This is a genomic window from Leyella lascolaii, from assembly GCF_900079775.1.
Taxonomy (GTDB): domain Bacteria; phylum Bacteroidota; class Bacteroidia; order Bacteroidales; family Bacteroidaceae; genus Prevotella; species Prevotella lascolaii.
In genome coordinates this window covers 33,135-56,394 of sequence record NZ_LT556035.1, presented here as the reverse complement: position 1 = coordinate 56,394, position 23,260 = coordinate 33,135, and the positions used below count along the sequence as shown (strand labels likewise).

General features: G+C 40.4%; 20 protein-coding genes. 19 read left to right on the top strand and 1 reads right to left on the bottom strand.

The annotated features are described in order from the left end of the window. Positions 1-97: 97 nt before the first annotated feature. From BN4609_RS15515 to BN4609_RS01360, 13 genes are all read left to right on the top strand, one after another. On the top strand, positions 98-631 hold the full coding sequence (locus tag BN4609_RS15515; RefSeq protein WP_368407820.1) for a phosphatase PAP2 family protein: 534 nt from the start codon (positions 98-100) through the stop codon (positions 629-631). A gap of 4 nt (positions 632-635) precedes the next feature. Beyond that, on the top strand, positions 636-1,853 hold the full coding sequence (locus BN4609_RS01415; protein ID WP_068855031.1) for an S-adenosylmethionine:tRNA ribosyltransferase-isomerase: 1,218 nt from the start codon (positions 636-638) through the stop codon (positions 1,851-1,853). A 22-nt stretch (positions 1,854-1,875) separates the two neighbouring features. Continuing rightward, the gene (locus BN4609_RS01410) at positions 1,876-3,018 is read left to right on the top strand and encodes a DUF2027 domain-containing protein (protein ID WP_068855030.1); all 1,143 of its coding nucleotides are present in this window, start codon (positions 1,876-1,878) and stop codon (positions 3,016-3,018) included. Position 3,019: 1 nt separating this feature from the next. Next, positions 3,020-4,945, top strand: a complete 1,926-nt coding sequence (locus BN4609_RS01405) for an NAD(+) synthase (protein WP_068855029.1) — start codon at positions 3,020-3,022, stop codon at positions 4,943-4,945. A 44-nt stretch (positions 4,946-4,989) separates the two neighbouring features. Beyond that, positions 4,990-5,406 carry a helix-turn-helix domain-containing protein gene (locus BN4609_RS01400; RefSeq protein ID WP_021993317.1) on the top strand — a complete coding sequence of 139 codons (417 nt, stop codon included), beginning with the start codon at positions 4,990-4,992 and terminating at the stop codon, positions 5,404-5,406. A gap of 42 nt (positions 5,407-5,448) precedes the next feature. Further along, on the top strand, positions 5,449-7,398 hold the full coding sequence (locus BN4609_RS01395) for a dipeptidyl-peptidase 3 family protein (protein WP_068855028.1): 1,950 nt from the start codon (positions 5,449-5,451) through the stop codon (positions 7,396-7,398). A 12-nt stretch (positions 7,399-7,410) separates the two neighbouring features. Further along, positions 7,411-8,028, top strand: a complete 618-nt coding sequence (locus tag BN4609_RS01390) for a DNA alkylation repair protein (RefSeq protein WP_068855027.1) — start codon at positions 7,411-7,413, stop codon at positions 8,026-8,028. 99 nt (positions 8,029-8,127) lie between these two features. Continuing rightward, positions 8,128-9,405: an adenylosuccinate synthase gene (locus BN4609_RS01385; RefSeq protein ID WP_068855026.1), complete on the top strand. Its 1,278-nt coding sequence runs from the start codon at positions 8,128-8,130 to the stop codon at positions 9,403-9,405. 13 nt (positions 9,406-9,418) lie between these two features. Continuing rightward, positions 9,419-10,780 (top strand): histidine--tRNA ligase, encoded by a 1,362-nt coding sequence (gene hisS / locus BN4609_RS01380; protein ID WP_068855025.1) that lies wholly within the window; start codon positions 9,419-9,421, stop codon positions 10,778-10,780. Positions 10,781-11,083: 303 nt separating this feature from the next. After that, entirely contained in the window at positions 11,084-11,401 is a 318-nt protein-coding gene (gene rplU / locus BN4609_RS01375; RefSeq protein WP_021993310.1) for a 50S ribosomal protein L21, read from the top strand. 19 nt (positions 11,402-11,420) lie between these two features. Beyond that, positions 11,421-11,684, top strand: coding sequence for a 50S ribosomal protein L27 (gene rpmA / locus BN4609_RS01370; protein ID WP_021993309.1), 264 nt, complete (start codon positions 11,421-11,423; stop codon positions 11,682-11,684). A 640-nt stretch (positions 11,685-12,324) separates the two neighbouring features. Beyond that, positions 12,325-13,794: a tetratricopeptide repeat protein gene (locus BN4609_RS01365; RefSeq protein WP_164071543.1), complete on the top strand. Its 1,470-nt coding sequence runs from the start codon at positions 12,325-12,327 to the stop codon at positions 13,792-13,794. A 34-nt stretch (positions 13,795-13,828) separates the two neighbouring features. After that, complete coding sequence (locus BN4609_RS01360; protein ID WP_068855023.1) at positions 13,829-14,233, top strand: hypothetical protein; 405 nt, start codon at positions 13,829-13,831, stop codon at positions 14,231-14,233. Between the two features lie 937 nt (positions 14,234-15,170). Here the strand turns inward: BN4609_RS01360 and BN4609_RS01355 are convergent. Continuing rightward, positions 15,171-15,587 (bottom strand): DUF3127 domain-containing protein, encoded by a 417-nt coding sequence (locus BN4609_RS01355; protein ID WP_068855022.1) that lies wholly within the window; start codon positions 15,585-15,587, stop codon positions 15,171-15,173. A 159-nt stretch (positions 15,588-15,746) separates the two neighbouring features. On the opposite strand from BN4609_RS01355, the gene dnaN reads away from it, so the two are divergent. From dnaN to BN4609_RS01325, 6 genes are read left to right on the top strand one after another with little or no spacing between them, the layout of a single operon-like run. Then, entirely contained in the window at positions 15,747-16,871 is a 1,125-nt protein-coding gene (dnaN, locus tag BN4609_RS01350) for a DNA polymerase III subunit beta (RefSeq protein ID WP_068855021.1), read from the top strand. A gap of 6 nt (positions 16,872-16,877) precedes the next feature. Then, positions 16,878-17,705 (top strand): 3'-5' exonuclease, encoded by an 828-nt coding sequence (locus BN4609_RS01345; protein ID WP_068855020.1) that lies wholly within the window; start codon positions 16,878-16,880, stop codon positions 17,703-17,705. An 11-nt stretch (positions 17,706-17,716) separates the two neighbouring features. Then, positions 17,717-18,937, top strand: a complete 1,221-nt coding sequence (coaBC, locus tag BN4609_RS01340) for a bifunctional phosphopantothenoylcysteine decarboxylase/phosphopantothenate--cysteine ligase CoaBC (protein WP_068855019.1) — start codon at positions 17,717-17,719, stop codon at positions 18,935-18,937. Beyond that, positions 18,934-19,845: a type IX secretion system protein PorD gene (porD, locus tag BN4609_RS01335; protein ID WP_021993299.1), complete on the top strand. Its 912-nt coding sequence runs from the start codon at positions 18,934-18,936 to the stop codon at positions 19,843-19,845. The genes coaBC and porD overlap by 4 nt, the downstream gene beginning before the upstream one ends. A gap of 3 nt (positions 19,846-19,848) precedes the next feature. Continuing rightward, positions 19,849-21,522: a DNA repair protein RecN gene (gene recN / locus BN4609_RS01330; protein WP_068855018.1), complete on the top strand. Its 1,674-nt coding sequence runs from the start codon at positions 19,849-19,851 to the stop codon at positions 21,520-21,522. 18 nt (positions 21,523-21,540) lie between these two features. Continuing rightward, the gene (locus BN4609_RS01325) at positions 21,541-23,205 is read left to right on the top strand and encodes a tetratricopeptide repeat protein (protein WP_068855017.1); all 1,665 of its coding nucleotides are present in this window, start codon (positions 21,541-21,543) and stop codon (positions 23,203-23,205) included. Positions 23,206-23,260: the final 55 nt, after the last annotated feature.

Below are 23,260 nucleotides of genomic sequence, written 5' to 3'. Positions count from 1 at the left end.
CTTTATGGATAATCTGATAATAGTATTGACATCGGGTTGGACATGGATTCCTTTGTATTTATCTTTATTGTATGTAGTTGTAAAAAACAATGAGACAATGGGACAGATACTTTTGATTATAGGATGTGCGGCATTTTGCATTCTTCTGTCAGGTGGGGTGTCTGATTTTATTGTTAAACCGTTTTTTGCAAGAGAAAGACCTTGTAATGATCTTGCATTTAAGGGGTGTATAAGTTTGGCAAATAATTTCCGGGCAACCGGCTATAGCTTTTTCTCGTCACATGCAGCAAATACATTTTCTTTAGCGATATTTTTTATATTGTTGATTAGAAGTCGGGTTCTCAGCGTGTCATTGATATTATGGTCATTTACAAATTGTTATACGAGACTATATCTTGGTGTGCACTACCCAAGCGATATAGCAGTCGGGCTTATTTGGGGTGGAGTTTCTGGATATTGTGCATACAAATTATATCATTGCATGTATGGAAAAATAGCACCACAAATAACTTACGTCTCCACGCAGTATACTGTGAGCGGATATGATAAAAGAGATATCGATGTTGTGATATTTACAATAATTGTTACTTTATTATATGCAGTAATCAGATCTGTAATAATTTATATTTAGTTAAATGGATACAAAACATATACATATTAAAGATTTTAATTATTCTCTTCCTGAGGATAGGATAGCAAAATTTCCTGTGAAAGAAAGAGATCATAGCAAACTTCTTATATATAGAAAAGGTGAAGTTTCAGAGGATGTATTTTATAACATATCAAAATATCTGCCATCAGAATCGCTGATGATATTTAATAATACAAAAGTTATACAGGCAAGGATGCATTTCCAGAAAGAGACAGGTGCTTTGATTGAGATTTTCTTGTTGGAACCTGTCGTTCCTTCTGACTATGAGCAAATGTTTCAGACAACAGGTCATTGTTCATGGTCATGTCTTGTAGGAAATCTGAAAAAATGGAAATCAGACTCTCTAGTGAAAGTTTTTAACATAGATGGGAAAGATGTTGAAATTAAGGCTACTTTGAGAGGTGAATACGGAACAGGACAGTTGATAGATTTTGATTGGGATAATTCCAATGTCAATTTTTCAGATATTATAGACTGTATAGGCGAATTACCGATACCACCGTATTTGAATCGCGAAACACAGGATAGCGACAAAAAATCGTATCAGACTGTCTATTCCAAAATAAAAGGTTCTGTTGCTGCGCCAACTGCCGGACTTCATTTCACGAATCGTGTTTTAGCTGATTTGGATGCTCATGGTATTGATTGTGAGGAATTGACACTCCATGTTGGGGCAGGAACATTTAAGCCAGTTAAATCAGAAATGATTGAAGGACATGAGATGCATTCTGAATACATTTATGTAAAGCGGCAGACAATAGAGAAACTTATCAGTTACAATGCGTGCGCAACCGCCGTCGGAACGACAAGTGTGCGAACATTGGAGAGTTTATATTATATAGGCTTGAAATTACATAAAAATCCTGATTTACGTGAAGATGAGCTGCATGTTAATCAATGGGAACCTTATACCAATGATATAGAACCGATTTCAGCGGTAGATGCGTTAAAGAATATATTGGTATATCTTGAAAGGCATGATATGAATGCGTTGCACACAAGTACACAAATTATCATTGCTCCAGGATATAAGTATAAGATTGTGAAAATACTGATAACTAATTTTCACCAGCCTCAGAGCACATTGTTGCTTTTAGTAAGTGCGTTCGTCAATGGTGATTGGAGAAAAATATATGACTATGCTTTGACGCATGAATTCCGATTTTTGAGCTATGGAGACAGTTCTCTATTGATTCCATAAAAATAAGTATATTTATAATATTATGAAAATAGGAGATAAAGTACGTTTCCTGAGTGAAACAGGCGGTGGGCGTATTGCAGGATTTAAGGGAAATATTGTATTGGTGGAAGATGAAGACGGATTTCAGATTCCAACACCTATTAATAATGTTGTTTTAGTAGGTGATAAAGAAAATTATGATTCCCAGAATATAATCAAGAGAGAGTCTTCAAATCGTACAGAGAACGTTCATTCCCGAAGCAATATTAATGATTTTGCTGCGGAACAGAATTATGCAAAAGATATAACTGAAAAAGTTGCCCACAATAAAGCCGAAGTTGAGGAGCGTTCAGGAGGAGATGTGCTGAATTGCTATATTGCATTTGTCCCGAAAGACGCTAAATCGTTTACAACAACAGCATTTGATGTGTATATAGTAAATGATAGCAATTACTTCATACAATATAGTTATTGTACAGCAGAAGGAGCAAATTGGGTATTACATTCAGCGGATGAGTTAGAGCCTAACACAAAAAAATATATTGAAGATTTCGAGCGTGAAAGCTTGAATGACTATGACAGAATATCAATACAGTTGTTCGCGTATAAACGTTCAAAGAGTTTCATGCTTAAGCCTACTGTTGAAACTCAATTCAGGTTGGACAAAGTGAAGTTTTATAAGTTGCATACATTCCGTGAGAATGACTTCTTTGATGAGGCGGCATTGTTGTTGCCTATTGTAGAGAACGATAAGACCACACGTCCGCTTGTCGTTGATGCACAACAGTTGAAGAAAGAAATGTTTTCTTCATCCTCTGATGACAGTTCCCCAAAAGATACATACGCAAGACGTTATGAAGACGGGAAAAAAGGCAATCCTTTTCTAAATAAAAGAAAAAATGATGACATTGTTGTTGTGGATTTGCATGCAAACTCTCTTCTTGACACAACTGCAGGCATGAGTTCTTCTGATATTTTGAGTTATCAGATAGAAAAATTTCATGAGGTACTTGATAAATATAAATCAGAGAAAGGCAGACGCATTGTATTCATACATGGAAAGGGGGAAGGCGTTTTGCGTCATGCGATAGTGCATGAATTGCAATATAAGTATAAGAAATATCAATATCAGGACGCTTCATTTCTGGAATACGGATATGGCGCGACACAAGTAACAATAAGATAAGATGAAATTCGGATTTATAACAGTGGCGGCAGCAATTCCATCGGTTAAGGTTGCCGATACGGAATATAATATTAAGCAGATTGAAGATTTTGTCGCACAGGCAGAAGGACGTGGCGTGGAGATAATAGTTTTCCCGGAATTGTCCGTGACAGGATATTCATGTCAGGATTTGTTTTTACAGCAGTTACTTGTTGAACAGGCAGAGGTTGCGGTAATGCAGTTATTGGACTTTTCCCGCAAACTTGATATCATATGTATCGTAGGAGCTCCTGTCAATATTTCAGGTTCTTTGTATAACTGTGCGGTTGTGATTCAGCATGGCATAATATTAGGGATAATTCCGAAAACGTATCTGCCTAATTATGGTGAGTTCTACGAGAAACGATGGTTTACATCCTCAAAGGATCTGAAGCCTACGGATATAAGATATGCCGGTAATTCTGTTTCAATTACTCCCGGACCTACGCTGTTCAGAACGTCTGATAATGCACTGTTTGGTGTAGAGATTTGTGAAGATGTTTGGGCGGCAGAGCCGTGTAGCAATAAATTAGCATTAGCCGGTGCGGATATTATTTTCAATTTGTCAGCGAGTGACGAATTGATAGGCAAACATATTTATCTTATGAATCTGCTTTCGCAACAGAGTGCGCGTACAATCTCCGGCTATGTTTATAGTGGTTGCGGATTTGGTGAAAGCACTCAGGATGTCGTGTATGGCGGGAACGCTCTCATATATGAAAATGGAACCTTGTTGTCAGAATCAGAACGTTTCAGTTTCAAGCCGCAAATGATTGTCAATCAAATCGATATTGAGAAACTGCGTGTTGAAAGACAGAAGAACACCACATTTGTAAACTGTCGTGATGACTCAAATGCAGTAATAAAACAAACAGCTGTTGTGCAGCCGAAAAATTTCAGCCTGTTACGTGAGATAGATGCTTTACCCTTTGTTCCGGATGATAATGATATGGAGCATAGTTGTAATGAAATATTCTCGATACAGGTAGCCGGGTTGGCGAAGCGTATAATGCATACAGCCTGTAAACATCTTATTGTCGGTATAAGCGGTGGGCTTGATTCTACATTGGCGTTGCTGGTATGTGTGAAAACATTCGACAAACTTGGTATGAACAGAAAAGGGATTGTCGGAGTAACGATGCCTGGATTTGGTACCACAGACCGTACTTATAATAACGCGTTGTCATTAATGAATAGTCTTGGCGTTACCATTCGTGAGATAAGTATCGCTGATAGTGTTAAGGTCCATTTCAACGATATCGGGCATGACATCTCTGTACACGATGTTACATACGAAAACAGCCAGGCGCGTGAAAGAACTCAAATATTGATGGATCTCAGTAATCAATTGAAAGGCATGGTTGTTGGAACCGGTGATTTGAGTGAACTTGCTTTGGGATGGGCAACTTATAATGGAGACCATATGTCAATGTATGGGGTCAATGCGGGTATTCCTAAAACGTTGATAAAATACTTGGTTAGGGACGTAGCATACAATGCGGTGGATGAAAAATCGCGCAATACATTGCTTGATATAATAGATACGCCAATAAGTCCGGAACTTATTCCTGCGGAAGAAGACGGGACAATTAAGCAAAAGACAGAAGACCTTGTAGGACCATACGAACTGCATGACTTCTTCTTGTATTATTTCTTGCGTTTCGGTTTCAGACCGTCAAAGATTTATCTGTTGGCACGCAAAGCTTTTGATGCAGTTGATTATGAAGATGATACAATAAAACATTGGATTAAGGTGTTTTTCCACCGTTTCTTTACACAGCAGTTTAAACGTTCTTGTCTTCCTGACGGTCCGAAAGTAGGTAGCGTAAGCTTGAGTCCTCGTGGTGATTGGCGGATGCCGTCAGACGCATCAAGTGCGTTGTGGCTGAAAGAATGTGAAACATTATAATGTCATTGGAGTGTCTTCATTTTATATTAAAGATGAAAAATATAATGAGAGACGATAAAAAACAATCAGAAGAAAAATGCGGTCCTGCATATCTAAAATATATCAGCTCATCGGTTTCTGATGAACTGTACGAGCGAATCATAAGAATTCTTCATATTGAGAAAAAGTATAGAGACAAGCACTATTCTGCAAAGAAAATGGCTGCAGAATTGGGAACCAATACACGTTATGTATCAGTTGTGTTGAGAGTAAGGTTTCATATGAACTACACATCATTGATAAATAAGTTAAGGGTGGAGGAATCTATGACTTTGTTGACAGACCGCCGTTACTCCAAATTAAGAATGCAGGACATTTCTGATATGGTGGGATTCTCAAGCCGCCAGTCTTTCTACAACGCGTTTTGCAGATATAAAGGTGTAACGCCCCTGCATTATCGTCAGACCAATCGAATAGAATGATGAGATTATCAGAATGTTTTCTTAACAAACATAGCAATACTAATGGAACAGAAATTTAATTATATAGATGAGAAGTTTGCCGATCTTCAGTTATTGAGATACCGGTTGCCGAATTTTGATAAATTGTCACTTCGTCAAAAGAAGTATATTTATTATCTCTCAAAGGCGGCTTTGTCGGGGCGGGATATCACGACCGATCAATTCGGTGCTTATAATATACGTATAAGAAAATTGTTTGAAGCAATTTACACCGGTTATGACGGAAATCGTGATTGCTCCGAATTTCAGAACGTTGTGGTATACCTTAAGCGTATGTGGTTCTCAAACGGCATTTATCATCATTATGGATGTGAGAAGTTAGTGCCTGATTTTTCATCCGATTATCTAAGAATGGTAATAGACCATACTGATAAAAGTCTTATTCCATTGAAAGACAACGAGACAATAGACTGTTTCTGTGATGAAATCTTTCCAGTGATATTCGATCCGTCAGTACTCCCGAAACGTGTAAACAAAGCAGATAAACAAGACCTTGTGACAACTTCGGCATGTAATTATTATGAAAATCTTACGCAGGAAGAAGTTGAGAAGTTTTATAACGACATGAAGGATGGGGCTGATGAGTCAATGCCTTCATATGGTCTGAACTCAAAACTTGTAAAACGCGACGGCTCTATTGTAGAATGTAAATGGACAGAAACAGGCATGTACGGTCCTGCAATAAGTCATATTATCTATTGGCTTGAAAAGGCTCGCGATGAAGCCGAGAACGAACAACAGAAAAAAATAATAAGTATACTGACGGAATATTACCGTACCGGAGATTTACGGACCTTTGACAGTTTTTCTATAGAATGGCTGAAGGAGACAGAAGGACGTGTCGATTTCATAAACGGTTTTATTGAAGTATATGGAGACCCTCTCGGGCTAAAAGCGTCATGGGAAGGTTTTGTGTCTTATAAGGATATCGAAGCGACACACCGTGCTCAGACTATCAGCGACAACGCACAATGGTTCGAGGACAATTCTCCGATAGATCCGCGCTTTAAGAAAAAAGAAGTAAAAGGAGTTATTGCAAATGTAGTTTGTGCCGCTATGCTTGGAGGTGATGAGTATCCTTCATCCGCGATAGGTATCAATCTGCCCAATGCAGATTGGATACGTGCGCGTTATGGTTCTAAAAGCGTTACAATAGGCAATCTCACAGAAGCATATGATCAGGCTGCAATGGGAAACGGTTTTAATGAAGAGTTTGTCTTAGATGCATCAATGCTTGAACTTATAAAAAAATATGGTAACATATGTGACGACTTGCATACAGACCTTCACGAGTGTCTCGGACATGGAAGCGGACAATTGTTGCCCGGAGTCTTCCCTGATGCTTTGAAAGCATATGGCAATACGATAGAAGAGGCGCGTGCCGATCTTTTCGGCTTATATTACATCGCAGACAGAAAGTTATGTGATTTAGGTCTTCTCGATTCTCTTGATGCATATAAGGCTCATTATTACACCTATATGATGAACGGTATGCTTACTCAACTTACCCGCATCAAACCCGGTCACCGGATAGAAGAGGCTCATATGCGTAACCGTGCACTTATAGCCCGTTGGGTGTATGAACATTCCGGCGGTGTGGTGCGACTCGTAAAAAAAGAAGGCAAAACGTACATTGACATAACTGACTATCAGGCTTTACGTTCGCTTTTCGCTGAATTATTGGCAGAGATTCAGCGTATCAAGAGTGAGGGTGACTATGATGCCGCGAAAGCAATAGTTGAGTCATATGCTATAAATGTAGATGACACTTTGCATTCGGAAATTCTATCAAGATATGCCACATTGAATATATCACCATATAAAGGATTTATAAATCCGCGGATGCAACCAGCATATGATGAAAATGGCGATATTACCGATATTTTGCTTGATTTTACGGAAAGTTATGCACATCAGATGATGAGATATTCTTCTGAATACGGTTTTCTATAAAGTATTTTTTATATGGATCAGACAACAGAAAACATACGGCAGATTAAGAAGACATTCCGTCTGTTCATGAATGGAGTAACCTCGCGTTCTATGCGTGAGAAGGGACTTGAATATAGAGTGAACTGGGGAATACCTTTGGCTCAGCTTAAAGAAATCGCTTCAGGATATGATAAGAGTTTCAATCTTGCATCCGAATTATGGAAAGATGATGTGAGGGAGTGCAAGATTCTCGCAACAATGCTGATGCCGGCAGACAAAATGACACACGGACTTGCAGAAGATTGGATAAAGCATACCTCCTCTATGGAAATAGCGGAAATGTGCGCGCTCAATCTGTTTCAGAATCTCGAAGATGCGCATCTGTTGGCGTTAAGATGGCTCTCAAGTGATAATTTGATGGTAAGGATATGCGCCTACCATGTTCTTTGCAGACTGATTATGAAAGGATTCAAGCCGGATGACAATCAGGCTGGACAGATCCTGAACCGTATACATGAAGCTCTTTCTGGCAATAACACAGCTTTGAAACATGCGGCAGTGAATTGTCTTACTCGTTTCATATCTATAAGTGACGGTTATTCGGCTATGGCTGATTCTGTATTAGCCGACCTTAAAACAGACATTTTTTAACGGCTTATATATCATTATTAGATAAAAAAATGTAACTTTGTGGCATATTCTATTGTGATATATTATTCCGGAAACAGTGACATTTTAAATTTCAGATAAATGAATACAGGTAAAGTTGATGTATTGCTTGGTCTTCAGTGGGGAGACGAAGGCAAGGGAAAGGTTGTGGATGTGCTTACTCCGAAATATGATGTCATTGCCCGTTTTCAAGGCGGACCAAACGCAGGTCACACTTTGGAGTTTGAAGGACAGAAATATGTTTTGCGTAGCATTCCATCCGGTATATTTCAGGGAGGCAAAGTGAACATCATCGGCAACGGAGTGGTGCTTGCTCCTGATTTGTTCATGGATGAGGCTAAAGAACTTGAGAAGAGCGGTCATGATTTGAAATCACGCTTATACATATCCAAGAAAGCACATCTGATTATGCCGACACACCGCGTGCTCGACCGTGCATACGAGTCGTTGAAGGGCGACCATAAGGTCGGGACAACCGGCAAAGGCATAGGACCGGCATATACTGATAAGATATCGCGGAACGGATTGCGTGTGGGTGATATTTTCGAAGATTTCGAGAGAAAATACGCTGAACATAAAGCACGTCATGAGGCGACACTCAAGTCATTGGGATATGCCGATTATGATATCAGCGACGATGAAAAACGCTGGATGGAGGGCGTAGAGTATATGCGTCAGTTCAACGTTATAGACAGCGAGCATGTAATCAATCGGAATTTAAAGGAAGGTAAGAATATATTATGTGAAGGAGCGCAGGGAACATTGCTCGATGTCGATTTCGGCAGCTATCCGTATGTCACATCTTCCAATACCATTTGTGCAGGAGCGTGCTCTGGTCTAGGCATAGGACCTAACAAAATAGGTAACGTCTATGGCATAATGAAAGCTTACTGTACACGTGTAGGCTCTGGTCCGTTCCCTACAGAGCTGTTTGATGATAACGGAAGCAGGATACGTCAGCTCGGTCATGAATACGGTGCTGTGACAGGAAGAGAGCGTCGTTGCGGATGGATAGATCTTGTGGCTCTGCGTTATGCAATTATGATAAATGGCGTTACAAGTCTCATCATGATGAAAAGTGACGTGCTGGACAGCTTTGACACAATAAAGGCATGCGTGGCATACAGACAGAATGGCGTGGAAACCAGAGACTTTCCGTACAATATAGAGAAAGACATAGAGCCTGTTTATGTAGAGATGCCGGGATGGAAGACCGATATGACCGGCTACACGGACGAGTCTCAGTTCCCGAAAGAGTTTTTGGATTATATAAATTTCCTTGAGAAAGAACTTGAGACACCAATCGACATTGTTTCGATAGGTCCAGACCGTGAACAGACAATCGTTAGAAAAAAATAAAAGAAGCTTACAGATGAATAAACCAAGCATACCAAAGGGGACAAGAGACTTCTCTCCGGAGGAAATGGCGAGACGCAATTATATTTTCAATACCATCAAGGATGTATTCTCGCTTTACGGATTCCAGCAGATAGAGACACCGGCGATGGAGACTCTTCATACGCTTATGGGTAAATATGGCGAGGAAGGTGATAAGCTTCTGTTCAAAGTCCTTAATTCCGGGGACTATATGAGTAAGGTCAGTGATGAGGAACTTGCCGGGCGTAATTCACTCAAACTGGCTTCAAAGCTTTGTGAGAAAGGACTGCGCTACGACCTTACAGTTCCGTTTGCAAGATATGTTGTAATGCATCGCGATGAACTCCAGCTTCCTTTCCGCCGTTATCAGATTCAGCCCGTGTGGCGCGCAGACCGTCCACAGAAAGGACGTTACAGAGAGTTCTATCAGTGTGATGCTGATGTAGTCGGCTCCGATTCGTTGCTTAACGAGGTAGAGCTGATGCAGATTGAGGATACAGTTTTCTCTCGTTTAGGTGTGCGTGTTGTCATAAAGATAAACAATCGTAAGATTCTCGCAGGCATCGCTGAGGTGATAGGTCAGGCTGACAAGATTGTGGATATAACGGTAGCCATAGACAAGCTTGACAAAATAGGGATTGATGGAGTCAATGCTGAATTGCGTGGTTGTGGCATTCCGGAGGATGCTGTTGAGAAGCTTCAGCCGATAATCAGCATGAGCGGTACAAACGAGTCCAAGCTTGACGTCATCAGCAATGTTCTGTCCAAGTCTGAGATAGGATTGAAAGGTGTTGATGAGGTGAGATATATTCTCGACAAACTCAAGCTTTGCAATCTTAAAAACGAGATACAGCTGGATCTAACATTAGCACGCGGACTCAACTATTATACAGGTGCAATATTTGAGGTTAAAGCTTTGGATTATCCTATAGGAAGTATCTCCGGTGGTGGACGTTATGATAATCTTACCGGAATATTCGGAATGCCTGGACTCAGTGGAGTGGGTATATCTTTCGGTGCTGACCGGATTTACGATGTATTGAATGGTTTGAATCTTTATCCGGCAGATGCATTGAATTCTACCAGGCTGCTTTTTATCAATTTCGGAGAAACAGAGACTGCTTATTGTATGCCATATGTGCAGAAGTGTCGTCAGTCCGGCATTGCTACAGAGATATATCCGGATTCGTGCAAGATGAAGAAACAAATGAATTACGCCAACGCAAAAGGCATCGCATATGTTGCTTTGGCAGGGGAGAGCGAGATGGCTGACGGTGTGATAACAGTCAAGGATATGAAAACAGGAGAGCAGCGTAAGGTTAGTCCTGAAGAGCTTCTGTCGGTTGTGTCATGCTAAACTTGTTTACAACTTGGTATGACAGTTATGAAGGAACACACCGGTACTGTTATGTGCGATTTCAAACCAACAGTTAAATAACGAAGACAACCTGCCGGGTATGATCACATACTTGTGCAGGTTGTTTTTACATTATATATTGGAGGAAAGCGTTTGTTAATGTCTATTAAAAACATTTATAATAAATCTTTTATATAAAGTTTTATTATTACCTTTGCATCCGATTTAGTCCGTACAGGCATGAACAAGCATTGGCTGAAGCCAATCGCCTTGCGGAAAAACCCGTTTAATATAAAAGATTTAATGTACGCAATTGTAGAAATTAACGGTCAGCAGTTTAAGGCAGAACAGGGTAAGAAACTGTTCGTCAATCACATCAAGGATGCGAAAGAAGGTCAGGCTGTTGAATTCGACAAGGTACTGCTTGTCGACAAAGATGGTTCAGTACAGGTAGGTGCGCCGACTGTAGACGGTGCAAAGGTTGTATGTGAAGTTGTAAATCCTCTTGTTAAGGGTGACAAAGTCATTGTTTTCAAGATGAAGCGCAGAAAAGACTATCGCAAAAAGAATGGTCATCGTTCACACTTCACAGAGGTAACAATTAAAGAGGTAATCGCATAAAATTCAGGAGGACACAGAAATGGCACATAAAAAAGGTGTAGGTAGTTCTAAGAACGGACGTGAGTCAGCTTCACAAAGATTAGGTGTTAAAATCTGGGGTGGCCAGAAAGTCATTGCAGGTAATATTATTGTTCGCCAGCGTGGTACAAAGCACAATCCCGGCAAGAATGTCGGTATTGGTAAGGATGATACCCTCTATGCGCTGACAGACGGAATTGTGAATTTCCACAAGGGTCGTCAGAACAGAAGTTTCGTTTCAGTACTTCCGGAAACAGAGGCTTAAATAATTTACAATAAAACTATTCCAAACAACAATAATCCCGGCTTTCATAGAAAGCCGGGATTATTGCTTTTTACCTTCTTGCTCTCATCATAAAGTGAGGAACATTTGGCAATATAAGGTGTATGCTTACATACGTGGTCTTGTTTCATCCTTTCTATGAGCTGTGTTATTTCTGTTTGCTAAAACTTTCCGACTGAGATGAAATTATGATTTGACCCTCGCTCTGAATCTAGTACATTTAGCGACCTTTGTATTTGAAGCGATATAATTATAGAAAGTATGTACAAAGTTAAACATTTTAATCCCAACAAGTTATATCGAAATTGTGTATATTTATTCTTATTGAACGGTTGGCAAACTTGAGAGACAATGTCATGTTTTTGTTGTGACATGCTAAAATTTAATCTGATAATTTGATATTATTAACATTGTGTTATGTTTTTTGTGTATGGGTTTAGAACAATGTTATTATTTATTCCGTATATTTGTATAATATAGGATGCGGCTCGGCAGTGCCAAAACTGTAGAAACGATGTTTCGCCGTCTTGTCGTTGCTCTCGCCTTTTAATATATTTGCAATTGTAATAAACAATTTATTAATTAGCGTTATATGAGACATTGGATTTATTTTATTGCTTCCATGATATCAGTGTTTCCATTTACAGGAGTCATTGCTCAGAATGACAGCGTGCGTGGTGGTGTCACGGATAGGGCTCGTGAGTATGTGCAAGGTAATGGAGAGGCGGACAGTATACCTCCGGTTGTTTATGACAGAGTCACTGAGCCGCCTATATTTTATGGAGGCAATTATGTTTTGGAGAAGTTTGTGCTCGAAAACGTGAAATATCCGGCAGAGGCATGGAATGATACAATATATACAAAAAAGGATATACGGTATTATGACTGTGTGATAAGAAAAGACGGACGTATTGTTTTTCCGCGGCCTTTGAACATGCACCCTGCTCTTGCTGACGAGATAGCGAGGGTGTTCGCGATGCTGCCGAGCTGTAAACCTGCAAAACGTGGTGATGAATATGTGGACGTGACGTATAACATCGACTTTTCGCTTAAAGACGATTATTTCAGAGTGCCACACAGTGCGTTGCCCTCCATAAAGAAGGCAATCTCCGCCGCAAGAGACGTGAAAGGAAAATACAGTTATGGCATAAGTAAGACGGAAGCTGAAGACATCGCGTCGCGTATTCTGGCTGTGCATGATGAGGGATGGAACGAAATACACTCCACGCTGACCGGTGCGCGTCTGCTCGCCACGCTCGGACGCTATGATGAAGCGATAGCCTTGCTCGAACGCGGACGAAAAAGGTATCACTGGCTTGGCTTTGACAAATACGGTAGGGTGGCGAAACTTTATGAAGACATGTACTATAAACCGCACACCGATCTTGACGCGATTGTGACGCTTGCTGCCATATACGACATGGCGGGCATGAGTGACAGGGCACGCGATGCTTACGGTGAGGCGATAGAAATGATGGAAAGATTTATGGAGCAGGGCATCAAAGCCGAGGACAACCTGCAAAGACGAATGAACCGCCAATATGACCTGATGCATGAAAAGGCAAACCGGGTAATGTCAAAAAAGAGTGCTGCCATACGTATAAACGATTCAGACCGGCGTGACATAGGCGATGAGCACCATCTTGGCGAAGTGAACAGTGAGATAGATGACAGAGTGGCTGAGGGCAAGATAAGCGACGCTCGGGTGACGCAGATAAACAGCCAGATAAACAAGATCAACTCCTCCGACCTTTCCAACCGTAAATCTTTGAATGATTGTGTGAGGCTCAGTAAGTTATGTGCCATGCTCATAGGACTGCGCGACGGAACTGATGCCGAGAAGGAGTACGTCTCCTCCATGTCCTACGCGAATGTTTCCGGAAAAAGGATGGCTGGAAGGATTGCGAGCTGGAGTAAAAACATGGTATTCCCAGTATGCGACCGCGATGAACTGCTGAGATGTCTTGTGTTTTATGCACCTCTTAATGAGACAGGTGTGAAGAACGCCTCGGCAAAGGCTGAGTCAAAAAGATTTTATGAACATTTGAAGCAGTTGGAAAAGGCATATCCGCTGGCATGGATGCGCAAATAGGATGCCTGCATGATAAAGATACGGAAATAATATTATGACTGAACAGTACGGCATGGTGGAGCAGATATGCTATGACAAGGAAGAGATGTTGCGTATGATAGCCAATACGCTAACGCTTTATGCTTATCACATAGAAAACAATGCGCTGGTAAATATTCCAGCCCGTATAAACACTCTTGCCGCAGCGGGACTTCCAATGATACTGAACAACAATGAAGGAAATATCTGCGCGCAGCAGAGTTATGTGTGCGGACGCGGTATGGGGTTGGTTTACAACAGAATTGACGACCTTATCGAGCTGTTGAAAGACAAGGAACAGTTAAGTCTCATTGCTGGTAATGTAATGTCTGAGCGTGTCAGACTGACGTTTGACAGTCATGTGTCTGTACTCACAGATTTCTTCAGAAAGACGATGCGTTATGCCCGCAGTATAAGATGACGTTGCGAGTATGTTTTTTTGATATGGATAGTTAAAGTACCGGCATTTTGTATATCTCAAAATCGTTGCCGTCCGCTAAAACTTTCAAACTGTTATATATTTAAGGCTGGATTCCTCGTCTGAAATTCAGCCTATTTAGTTGCCTTTGTTTCTTGTACGCTAAAACTCAAAACCGCGATAGTAACCAATTGTACCCGTATAGATTATACGTTAACACATGATTGTTTGCTTACAGTTCATGGTTTACTATGGAAACGCGTTGGGTATTACGTCTCTTCGTCAAGTAAAAAATATTGACAATTTATTTTCGTAAAATAGAATCGAAAAAGGATTGTGGACATGCTTTTATTATAGTATTGTCTCCTTGAAATTTTGCGTCAGGTCGTATACATCCCCGTTATTCTCATCTCAAAGTCTTGTAATTTGTTCTTTTATGGGAAGGTCGGACTCTGTACTGACTGTCATGATGGAATATTCAGCCACCGTAAAGACAATGTCATAATACGATATAGCCTTTATCGGATGCTAATAAAGGCTTTTCCGGAACACGAGAAAGGCTTTTCTGCAAGACCTTTAATTGTTATTTGAAGCTGAAAGTGTGAATTATGCTGATTTTGAATGTGTTATGTTTGTGTGTCAGTAGTGCGCGTGTGCGCGTGCGGATGGATGTGTGTCCGTTTTTGCGTGATTATCGATGACATATCGTTGTTTGTATATCCCTTCTCATTCAACTATACGGTGTGTTTCTTAGGAGACATATCGTGAATGCTTTACAGTTTCACTCCGGTATAATTCTTATCATGCCTGAATATGAATGGGACAGGCATTGAAAATCGGGAAAAAAGAAATGGATGGGAATGCCGTCTGACATATCCCATCCATATTGTGATAATCACAAAATGTTTTCTGCATTTTCTGTGTGCCGTCTGTTTTATTTTCAGAATGGCAAATCGTCTGCGTCGTCCTTTGTATCATTGAATTGACTGTCTGCCGATGCTGCCGGTGTTGCGCCGAATGTGGTGTTAGGTATGGCGGAAGAGCCGCCCGGCACGTATGATGACGGCTGTGCCTGCTGTTGTACGGCTTGCGCTGCTGGTCTTACATCAAATGCCCTTATACTGTTAAACCATCTTCCGTTATATTCATGCGCATCAATGTCGAACGATACAGAAACTTCCTGACCTGTCTGTATATTGAATCTTTCAAGTCTGTCTGCTCCGAAGACAGAAAAGACCATCTTGCGAGGGTATGTGTCATGTGTCTCTATTACAAAATCCTGTGCCTTCCATGGACCTCTTGCAGATTCACCGCTTCTTGGTTCAAGCACAGCAATAATTTTTCCTTGTAACTCCATTTTAAACTTTATTTTGTGTACTAATTACAATATTTTTATTCAAATGCGAAATTAATAAAATAGTTCTAAAAGAGGAAAACTTTCTTGTCTTTTTTTTGTTGTGCACAAAGCTTTTTTGTATTTTTGTACCTAAGTTAAATTTATAAAGAAAGAATATCAATGAGATTTACTTTATCAAGCAGCATTCTAAATAGTAAGCTACAAGTTCTTGCAAGGATTATAAACAACAAAAGTTCCATCACAATACTTGACTGTTTCCTTTTTGAGATAAAAAATAATATGCTCTCAATAACGGCAAGTGACAGCGAGAATATGATGCAGACGACTATCCAGTTGGATGAAAGCAACGAGGACGGAAGCTTTGCCGTACCGAGCCGCACCATTCTGGAGGCTGTAAAGGAATTGCCGGAACAACCTTTGATGTTCGATGTGAATATCAACAATCATACCGTGGAAATATGTTATCAGAACGGTAAATATAATTTCACCGCCCAGGACGCAGGCGAATACCCTGTTATGCGGCAGGTTCCGGATGAGGCGAATGTAATTAACATTGATGGTAAATTGTTGTATAACAGTATCTCAAGGTCTTTGTTCGCGACTGCCCAGGATGAGTTGAGGCCGGTGATGAACGGCATTTATTTCGATATCAAGGAAGACAGTATTACTGTTGTCGCAAGCGACGGACACAAGCTCGTACGGAGTCAGATTTCTTCAATGAATGGGAATGTCACTTCATCCTTTATATTGCCAAAGAAACCGGCATCATTGCTTAAGAACATCTTGGGACGTTCGGATGAGAATATAGTGATCAGATTCCATGAGAAGAGCGCGGAAATAAAATATACGGACGGATTCATGATTTGCCGTCTGATAGAGGGAAGATATCCTAATTATAATTCCGTAATACCGCAAAACAATCCCAATGAGCTCACTATAGACCGTAAGTCTCTGTTGGGGGCACTCAGACGTGTTCTGCCTTTTGCAAGCGAAAGCAGCCAGCTCATCAGATTCCATATAGATAGCGGCAATCTTGAACTTACTTCAGAGGATATGGATTTTGCGACAAGTGCCAAGGAGAATGTTATATGTGACTATAACGGACGTACAATGGATATCGGTTTTAAGGGTGGCTCGTTATACGAGATACTTACAAACCTCGACTGCGATGACATAATAATGCATCTTGCCGATCCGAGTAGGGCAGGAGTGATTGAGCCGGCGACACAGGCGGAAGATGAAAATATTTTGATGCTTATTATGCCAATGTTACTAAACGACTGATTAGCGATGAAAATAAATATATCAAAGCCCTTGATTGTCTTTGACTTGGAGACAACGGGGCTTGATTTGGTAAATGATAGGATAATACAGATTTCTTACATAAAGATTCATCCTGACGGTAAGGAAGAACGGGATAATATCTATTTGAATCCGGGCAAGGAAATACCGCAGGATGTCACGACTTTAACGGGCATAAGTAACGATGACGTAAAAGACCGTCCGTCGTTCAAAGATGTTGCGTCTGAGTTGAGCGTCACTTTCAGAAATTGCGATTTTGCCGGTTTCAACTCCAATCACTTTGATATACCGATGCTGGCGGAAGAGTTTCTCAGAGCAGGCATCGACTTTGACTTTTCGCATTGTCGGATGATAGATGCACAGACAATATTCCATAAGATGGAACGACGCAATTTGTCGGCTGCATACAAGTTTTATTGCGGAAGAAAAATGGAGGAAGACTTTAACGCCCACCGTGCTGATCAGGATACAGAAGCCACATACCGCATACTTATGGGCGAGCTGGACATGTATAATCCTGAAACACAGGCGGATCCGGAAAAGCATCTTCCAAATGACATTGACGTTCTTGCAGAATTCTCTAAACTTAATGATTTTGTCGATTTCGCAGGTCGTATTGTATGGAAAGAGGAGACCGGCAAAGACGGGAACAAAGTGCGGCATGAGGTATTCAATTTTGGAAAATACAAGGGACAGCCTGTTTCTGACGTCTTAAAAAGAGATCCCGGATATTTCAGTTGGATTCTGAACGGGGACTTCACATATAATACGAAACAGGTTCTTACAAGAATTCGTCTTAGGGATTTGGGCAAATAAATATAGCGGATATGTTGAGCGGGAAAAAAATAGTATTAGGTATTACCGGGTCTATTGCAGCTTATAAGGCATGCTATATCATACGCGGACTCATAAAGCAAGGGGCTGAAGTTCAGGTGGTGATAACTCCGAGTGGAAAGGAGTTTATAACACCGGTAACGTTATCAGCGCTAACGCATAAGCCTGTAATATCCGATTTCTTTGCGCAACGTGACGGAACATGGCATTCTCATGTCGATTTGGGATTGTGGGCTGACGCAATGCTTATCGCACCTTGTACGGCATCAACCCTTGGTAAGTTGGCTCACGGTATAGCAGACAATATGCTTGTGACTACCTATATGTCTATGAAGGCTCCGGTGTTCATTGCTCCTGCAATGGATCTTGATATGTACGCACATGCAGCTACACAGGAGAATCTGAAGAAACTGTCTGCTGCGGGAAATCATATAATAGAGCCGCAAAGCGGTTTTTTGGCGAGCGGGCTCGACGGTAAGGGTAGAATGGAAGAACCGGACAAAATTGTTCGGATGATTTCCGAATGGTTCGACAATGAGACATCCATGCGGCAGTTGACCGGAAAACATATTATGATAACGGCAGGACCTACTTATGAAAAAATTGATCCCGTACGTTTCATTGGCAATTATTCCAGTGGAAAGATGGGATTCGCCATTGCCGAGGAATGTCTGAGACGCGGTGCGAATGTAACATTGATAGCTGGTCCGGTCAATCTCAGCTGTTCTGAAGGCATCAGACGTATAGATGTGGAAAGCTGTGAGGAGATGTATGAGGCGGCTTTAAAGGTTTTCCCTAATACAGACGCTGCTATATTGGCTGCTGCAGTGGCTGACTTCAAACCTGAACAGCAGTGTGACAGGAAAATAAAGCATGATAAGGGCAATATGACATTACACCTGAAGACCACGACAGATATCGCGGCATCATTGGGCAAACTCAAAACAGAGCGTCAGTGTCTTATAGCCTTTGCTCTTGAAACGGATAATGAGGAGCAGAATGCCATGCATAAACTTAAAAGTAAAAATGCCGATTTCATTGTATTGAACAGTATGAGGAACAAAGGAACATGTTTCCAGTCTGACAACAATCAAATTACAATTATCGGTAGCGATAGGAAAAAGCAATTCCCAATAAAAAGTAAAATAGAGGCAGCCGCAGATATCGTGGATGAAATGGTCGAAGTAATCTCTCACAAAAGTAATGACAGATGAGAAAGAAAGCTTTACTGTTGTTTTTCGCAATAATGTTCATATTAGCTGATGCCGTACGCGCTCAGGAGTTACAGGCACGTGTCACTTTGAATTACAGTCAGATTCAAGGTACGGACGCAAGTGTGTTTGAGGATCTGAAACAAACACTTACTCAATTTATAAATGACCGGCAATGGACAAATCTGCAATTTCAGAAAAATGAAAGGATTCCGTGCAATTTCAACATAACCGTTACTAAATACGATAATTCATCAAATCTGTTTACTTGCAAGGCTACAATCCAGGCGAACCGCCCTGTATATAATTCGACATATACAAGTACGATATATAACAATACAGACAACGATTTTAATTTTAATTATGCACAGTTTGATCAGCTTCAGTTCAATGAAGAAAATGTGGATAATCAGCTGACTGCGCTTGTTGCATATTATGCATATCTTATAATCGGCATCAATCTGGACACATTTGCGCCAATGGGAGGCGAGGAGGTCCTGCAGCAGTGTATGAATCTTGCAAACAACAGTCAGAACCTCAATTTCCCCGGATGGAAAGCGTTTGATAATGACCGTAACCGTTTTGCCATCATCAATGATTATCTTGATGGTTCGATGAAGACATTCAGGCAATTCCAATATGATTATTACAGAACAGGACTGGACGAAATGGCGAATAATGCTGAGCGGGGGAGAACAAACATAACCATCGCAATAGAGAATGATTTAAAAAAGTGTCACGAAGATAACCCCATGAGCATGCTGCCACAAATATGGACAGATTATAAACGTGATGAACTGGCTAACATCTACAAAGGTAAGGGTACACAAAAGGAAAAAGAGTCGGTATATAATATTCTGTTTTCGATAAATGCGAGCCAGAACTCTGCCTGGGAAAAAATAAAAGAATAAACAATGCTTAAACATTTATATATAAGCAACTTCACATTAATTGACGAATTGGATATTACATTCAGTTCTGGTTTCTCTGTTATAACAGGCGAAACGGGAGCCGGTAAAAGCATAATCATTGGTGCCGTGAGCATGCTCTTGGGAAACAGGGCTGATGTAAAGATGATAAAAAGCGGTAAAGATAAATGTGTTGTTGAGGCAATTTTCTCAATATCTGATTATGATCGTAATTTTATTGACCGCTTTCTGGAAGACAGTAATCTGGACAGTAACGGAAGTGAATGTATCCTAAGAAGGGAAATAAATACAAATGGCAAGAACCGTGCATTCATAAATGATACTCCTGTCACTCTTTCAACTCTTAAGTCTTTGGGAGAGCATCTTATGGATATACACAGTCAGCATCAGAATCTGATGCTGAATAAAGAGGACTTCCAGCTGAATGTAATAGATATTTTCGCTCAGAACAAGGCAATTCTTACAGAGTATCAGAATTTATATAAATGTTATAAGGATGAAGTCTGTAAATTGAATGAATTGCAAGACACTATTGCACGGATAAAGGAGAATGAGGATTTTCTAAAGTTCCAGAACAAGGAACTCTCAGACGCGAATCTTGAGAATGGAGAGCAGGAGCATCTGGAACAGCAGAGTGAGGTGCTTACCCATGCAGAGGATATAAAAAGTGCGTTGTTTAACGTTGACGGCATTCTGTCTGGCAATGAGCAAAATATCATCAGTATGTTAAAGAATGCGTCTGATTCAATGTATAACATACAGACGGTATATCCTGATGCAGAGAATTTGGCGGAACGTCTGAATAATTGTCTTATTGAATTAAAGGATATTTCCAGAGAAGTGGTGTCGCATACAGACGGTATTGATTACGACCCTGATAAATTGCAATATATAAACGCAAGACTTGACACTATATATACTCTTGAAAACAAGTTTCATGTTGACAGCGTTTCAGAACTAATAAGAAAACATGAAGAAATAGAGAGTCAATTGAACAAAATAGATAATTTTGATAATGAGCTTGCCGAGCTTCAAGATAAAGTAAAGGATTTGAGGAATTCTTGTATCAGGCATGCCGGACTATTGACTGAGTCACGGCGTAAAGCAGCAAACCTACTTGAAAAAGAATTGGCTTCAAGACTTGTCCCTCTTGGTATACCTAACATTAGATTCAAAATAGAGATGACTTTACAAAAGGAGCTTACAGCAAAAGGTCTTGATAAAGTTACTTACTTGTTCAGCTCTAACACAAGCTCCCCGTTACAACCTATTGCACAGGTCGCATCTGGAGGAGAAATCTCGCGGGTCATGCTATCGTTAAAAGCCATGATGAGCAAGGTCGCAGGACTTCCGACGATTATATTCGATGAAATTGATGTTGGAGTAAGTGGTCGTGTGGCGGAGCAAATGGCTCATATAATGAGAGAGTTGGGAGACGGTGATCATCAGGTGATATGCATTACTCACCTGCCGCAGATCGCAGCTATAGGAACAAGTCATTATAAAGTTACAAAAACCGAGACACCGGAAGGGACAAACAGCCGGATGAGTGTTTTGTCTTATGAGGAAAGGGTAAAGGAGATTGCTCAAATGCTGAGTGGTACAGACATATCCGGTGCCGCGATAGAGAATGCGAGAACTTTATTAAAACTGAATTAATTTATCAACGATATTAATATGAAAAGATTATATTCTTTCATTGCTATACTGACATTGTCTATTTCATTAAGTAATGCGCAGCCGTCTGTAAAGAAATATGGCAAGTCTGTTTTTACACTTACAACTTTTGACAAAGATGGTAATATAAAATCATCAGACATATATGGTGTGTTTGTTGGTTCTGAAGGTGAGGCAATAAGTCTATGGACTCCGTTCATTGACACAGACAGCGCAGTAGTTAAGACCAGTAATGGTGACATAATGGAGGTTGAGTCTATTATAGGTGCCAATGAGTTGTATAATGTATGCAAGTTTAAAGTAAAGGGCAAAACATCTTCCGTTGAAATTGCAAGAAAACCATCCACACAGGGTGAAAACATGTGGGTCTTATTTAATAAGAACAACAAACTGGGTGCCAGCAAGTGTGAAATAGACAAAACGGAGGCATTCATGGATAAATACACATATTATATAATTTCAATGGAGGATGCACCGGAATTTTCCGGATGTCCGGTTATAGATAAAGATGGAAAGCTTACTGGTTTGTTCCAGCGGTCAGGTTCTTCGGCTGGCATTAATGTGGTTGATGCGAATTTCACTGACAGCATTGAGACTAAAGGTCTTTTCATAAGCAACTCAATGTACCGCCAGACAGGAATAAAACTAAACATGCCCGCAGATAAGCAGGAAGCTTTGATAATGCTTGTGATGGCAAAAGAGCAATGTGATTCTTCTAAATATGTAAAATATGTGGATGATTTTATAAGCTCTTTCCCGACAGAGGTCAACGGATATTCAACCCGTGCCATGAATCTTGTAAGTGCAGGACACTTCGAAGAAGCCGACAAGACGATGAAAACCGCCATTGAAAAGACTGCCGACAAAGCCACCGCGCATGCAGAATATTCTTCTGTAATTTATCAGAAACTTATATATAGTCCAGATACCACATATAAGGAATGGACTCTGGATAAGGCTTTGGGGGAAATAAGAAAAGCTTATGAGATGTCTCCGCAGCCTGTTTATAGGCATCGTGAGGCACAGATAATCTACACAAAAGGAGATTATCAGAAAGCATATGATATGTTTATCGGTCTTACAAAAGAAGAATTGAAGCGCGAAGAGTTGTTCTTGGAGGCTGCACAATGTAAAATACAGCTTAATGCTCCTGATACTGAAGTCGTAGTCCTTCTTGACAGTGCAGTTTCGGCTTGCCCTAAACCATTGACAAGCATATCATCTCCTTATATTCTTGCACGAGGGCAGATTTATGACAAAATGGGAGAATATAGAAAGGCTCTTGCAGACTATAATGTCTACGATACTTTAATGTTAGGGAATGCCGATGCACCTTTCTATTATACAAGGTTCAAGTGTGAATTAAATATTAAACAGTATAAACAGGCTCTCAATGATATAGCTCATGCGGCTTATCTTAATCCAAATGAACCGGTATATCTGGCTGAAATGAGTTCGCTTCAGTTGAGGTTAAATCAGCTCGATGATGCTATAAAATCAGCAGACCTATGTATTAGGATAGCCCCTGAATTTCCGGACGCATATCTTATAAAGGGACTGGCATTGATTCATAAGAAAGATAAATCCAACGGATTGCAAATGCTTGAGAAGGCACGTGGACTTGGAGACAGCAGGGCGCAGGAGTTAATAGATAAATATAAATGAGGTTATTCAGTAAATAACACAAAATCAGCCAACTAATTCAAACATATTCATAATA

Excerpts from the sequence above, each read along its gene's own strand:
- BN4609_RS15515 (WP_368407820.1), top strand. The coding sequence starts at position 98 with ATGGGACAGATACTTTTGATTATAGGATGTGCGGCATTTTGCATTCTT.
- BN4609_RS01395 (WP_068855028.1), top strand. The coding sequence starts at position 5,449 with ATGGAACAGAAATTTAATTATATAGATGAGAAGTTTGCCGATCTTCAG.
- BN4609_RS01390 (WP_068855027.1), top strand. The coding sequence starts at position 7,411 with ATGGATCAGACAACAGAAAACATACGGCAGATTAAGAAGACATTCCGT.
- BN4609_RS01410 (WP_068855030.1), top strand. The coding sequence starts at position 1,876 with ATGAAAATAGGAGATAAAGTACGTTTCCTGAGTGAAACAGGCGGTGGG.
- BN4609_RS01400 (WP_021993317.1), top strand. The coding sequence starts at position 4,990 with ATGAGAGACGATAAAAAACAATCAGAAGAAAAATGCGGTCCTGCATAT.
- recN (WP_068855018.1), top strand. The coding sequence starts at position 19,849 with ATGCTTAAACATTTATATATAAGCAACTTCACATTAATTGACGAATTG.
- BN4609_RS01325 (WP_068855017.1), top strand. The coding sequence starts at position 21,541 with ATGAAAAGATTATATTCTTTCATTGCTATACTGACATTGTCTATTTCA.
- BN4609_RS01405 (WP_068855029.1), top strand. The coding sequence starts at position 3,020 with ATGAAATTCGGATTTATAACAGTGGCGGCAGCAATTCCATCGGTTAAG.
- BN4609_RS01360 (WP_068855023.1), top strand. The coding sequence starts at position 13,829 with ATGACTGAACAGTACGGCATGGTGGAGCAGATATGCTATGACAAGGAA.
- BN4609_RS01385 (WP_068855026.1), top strand. The coding sequence starts at position 8,128 with ATGAATACAGGTAAAGTTGATGTATTGCTTGGTCTTCAGTGGGGAGAC.
- BN4609_RS01355 (WP_068855022.1), bottom strand. The coding sequence starts at position 15,587 with ATGGAGTTACAAGGAAAAATTATTGCTGTGCTTGAACCAAGAAGCGGT.
- rplU (WP_021993310.1), top strand. The coding sequence starts at position 11,084 with ATGTACGCAATTGTAGAAATTAACGGTCAGCAGTTTAAGGCAGAACAG.
- rpmA (WP_021993309.1), top strand. The coding sequence starts at position 11,421 with ATGGCACATAAAAAAGGTGTAGGTAGTTCTAAGAACGGACGTGAGTCA.
- dnaN (WP_068855021.1), top strand. The coding sequence starts at position 15,747 with ATGAGATTTACTTTATCAAGCAGCATTCTAAATAGTAAGCTACAAGTT.
- porD (WP_021993299.1), top strand. The coding sequence starts at position 18,934 with ATGAGAAAGAAAGCTTTACTGTTGTTTTTCGCAATAATGTTCATATTA.
- BN4609_RS01345 (WP_068855020.1), top strand. The coding sequence starts at position 16,878 with ATGAAAATAAATATATCAAAGCCCTTGATTGTCTTTGACTTGGAGACA.
- hisS (WP_068855025.1), top strand. The coding sequence starts at position 9,419 with ATGAATAAACCAAGCATACCAAAGGGGACAAGAGACTTCTCTCCGGAG.
- BN4609_RS01365 (WP_164071543.1), top strand. The coding sequence starts at position 12,325 with ATGATATCAGTGTTTCCATTTACAGGAGTCATTGCTCAGAATGACAGC.
- coaBC (WP_068855019.1), top strand. The coding sequence starts at position 17,717 with ATGTTGAGCGGGAAAAAAATAGTATTAGGTATTACCGGGTCTATTGCA.
- BN4609_RS01415 (WP_068855031.1), top strand. The coding sequence starts at position 636 with ATGGATACAAAACATATACATATTAAAGATTTTAATTATTCTCTTCCT.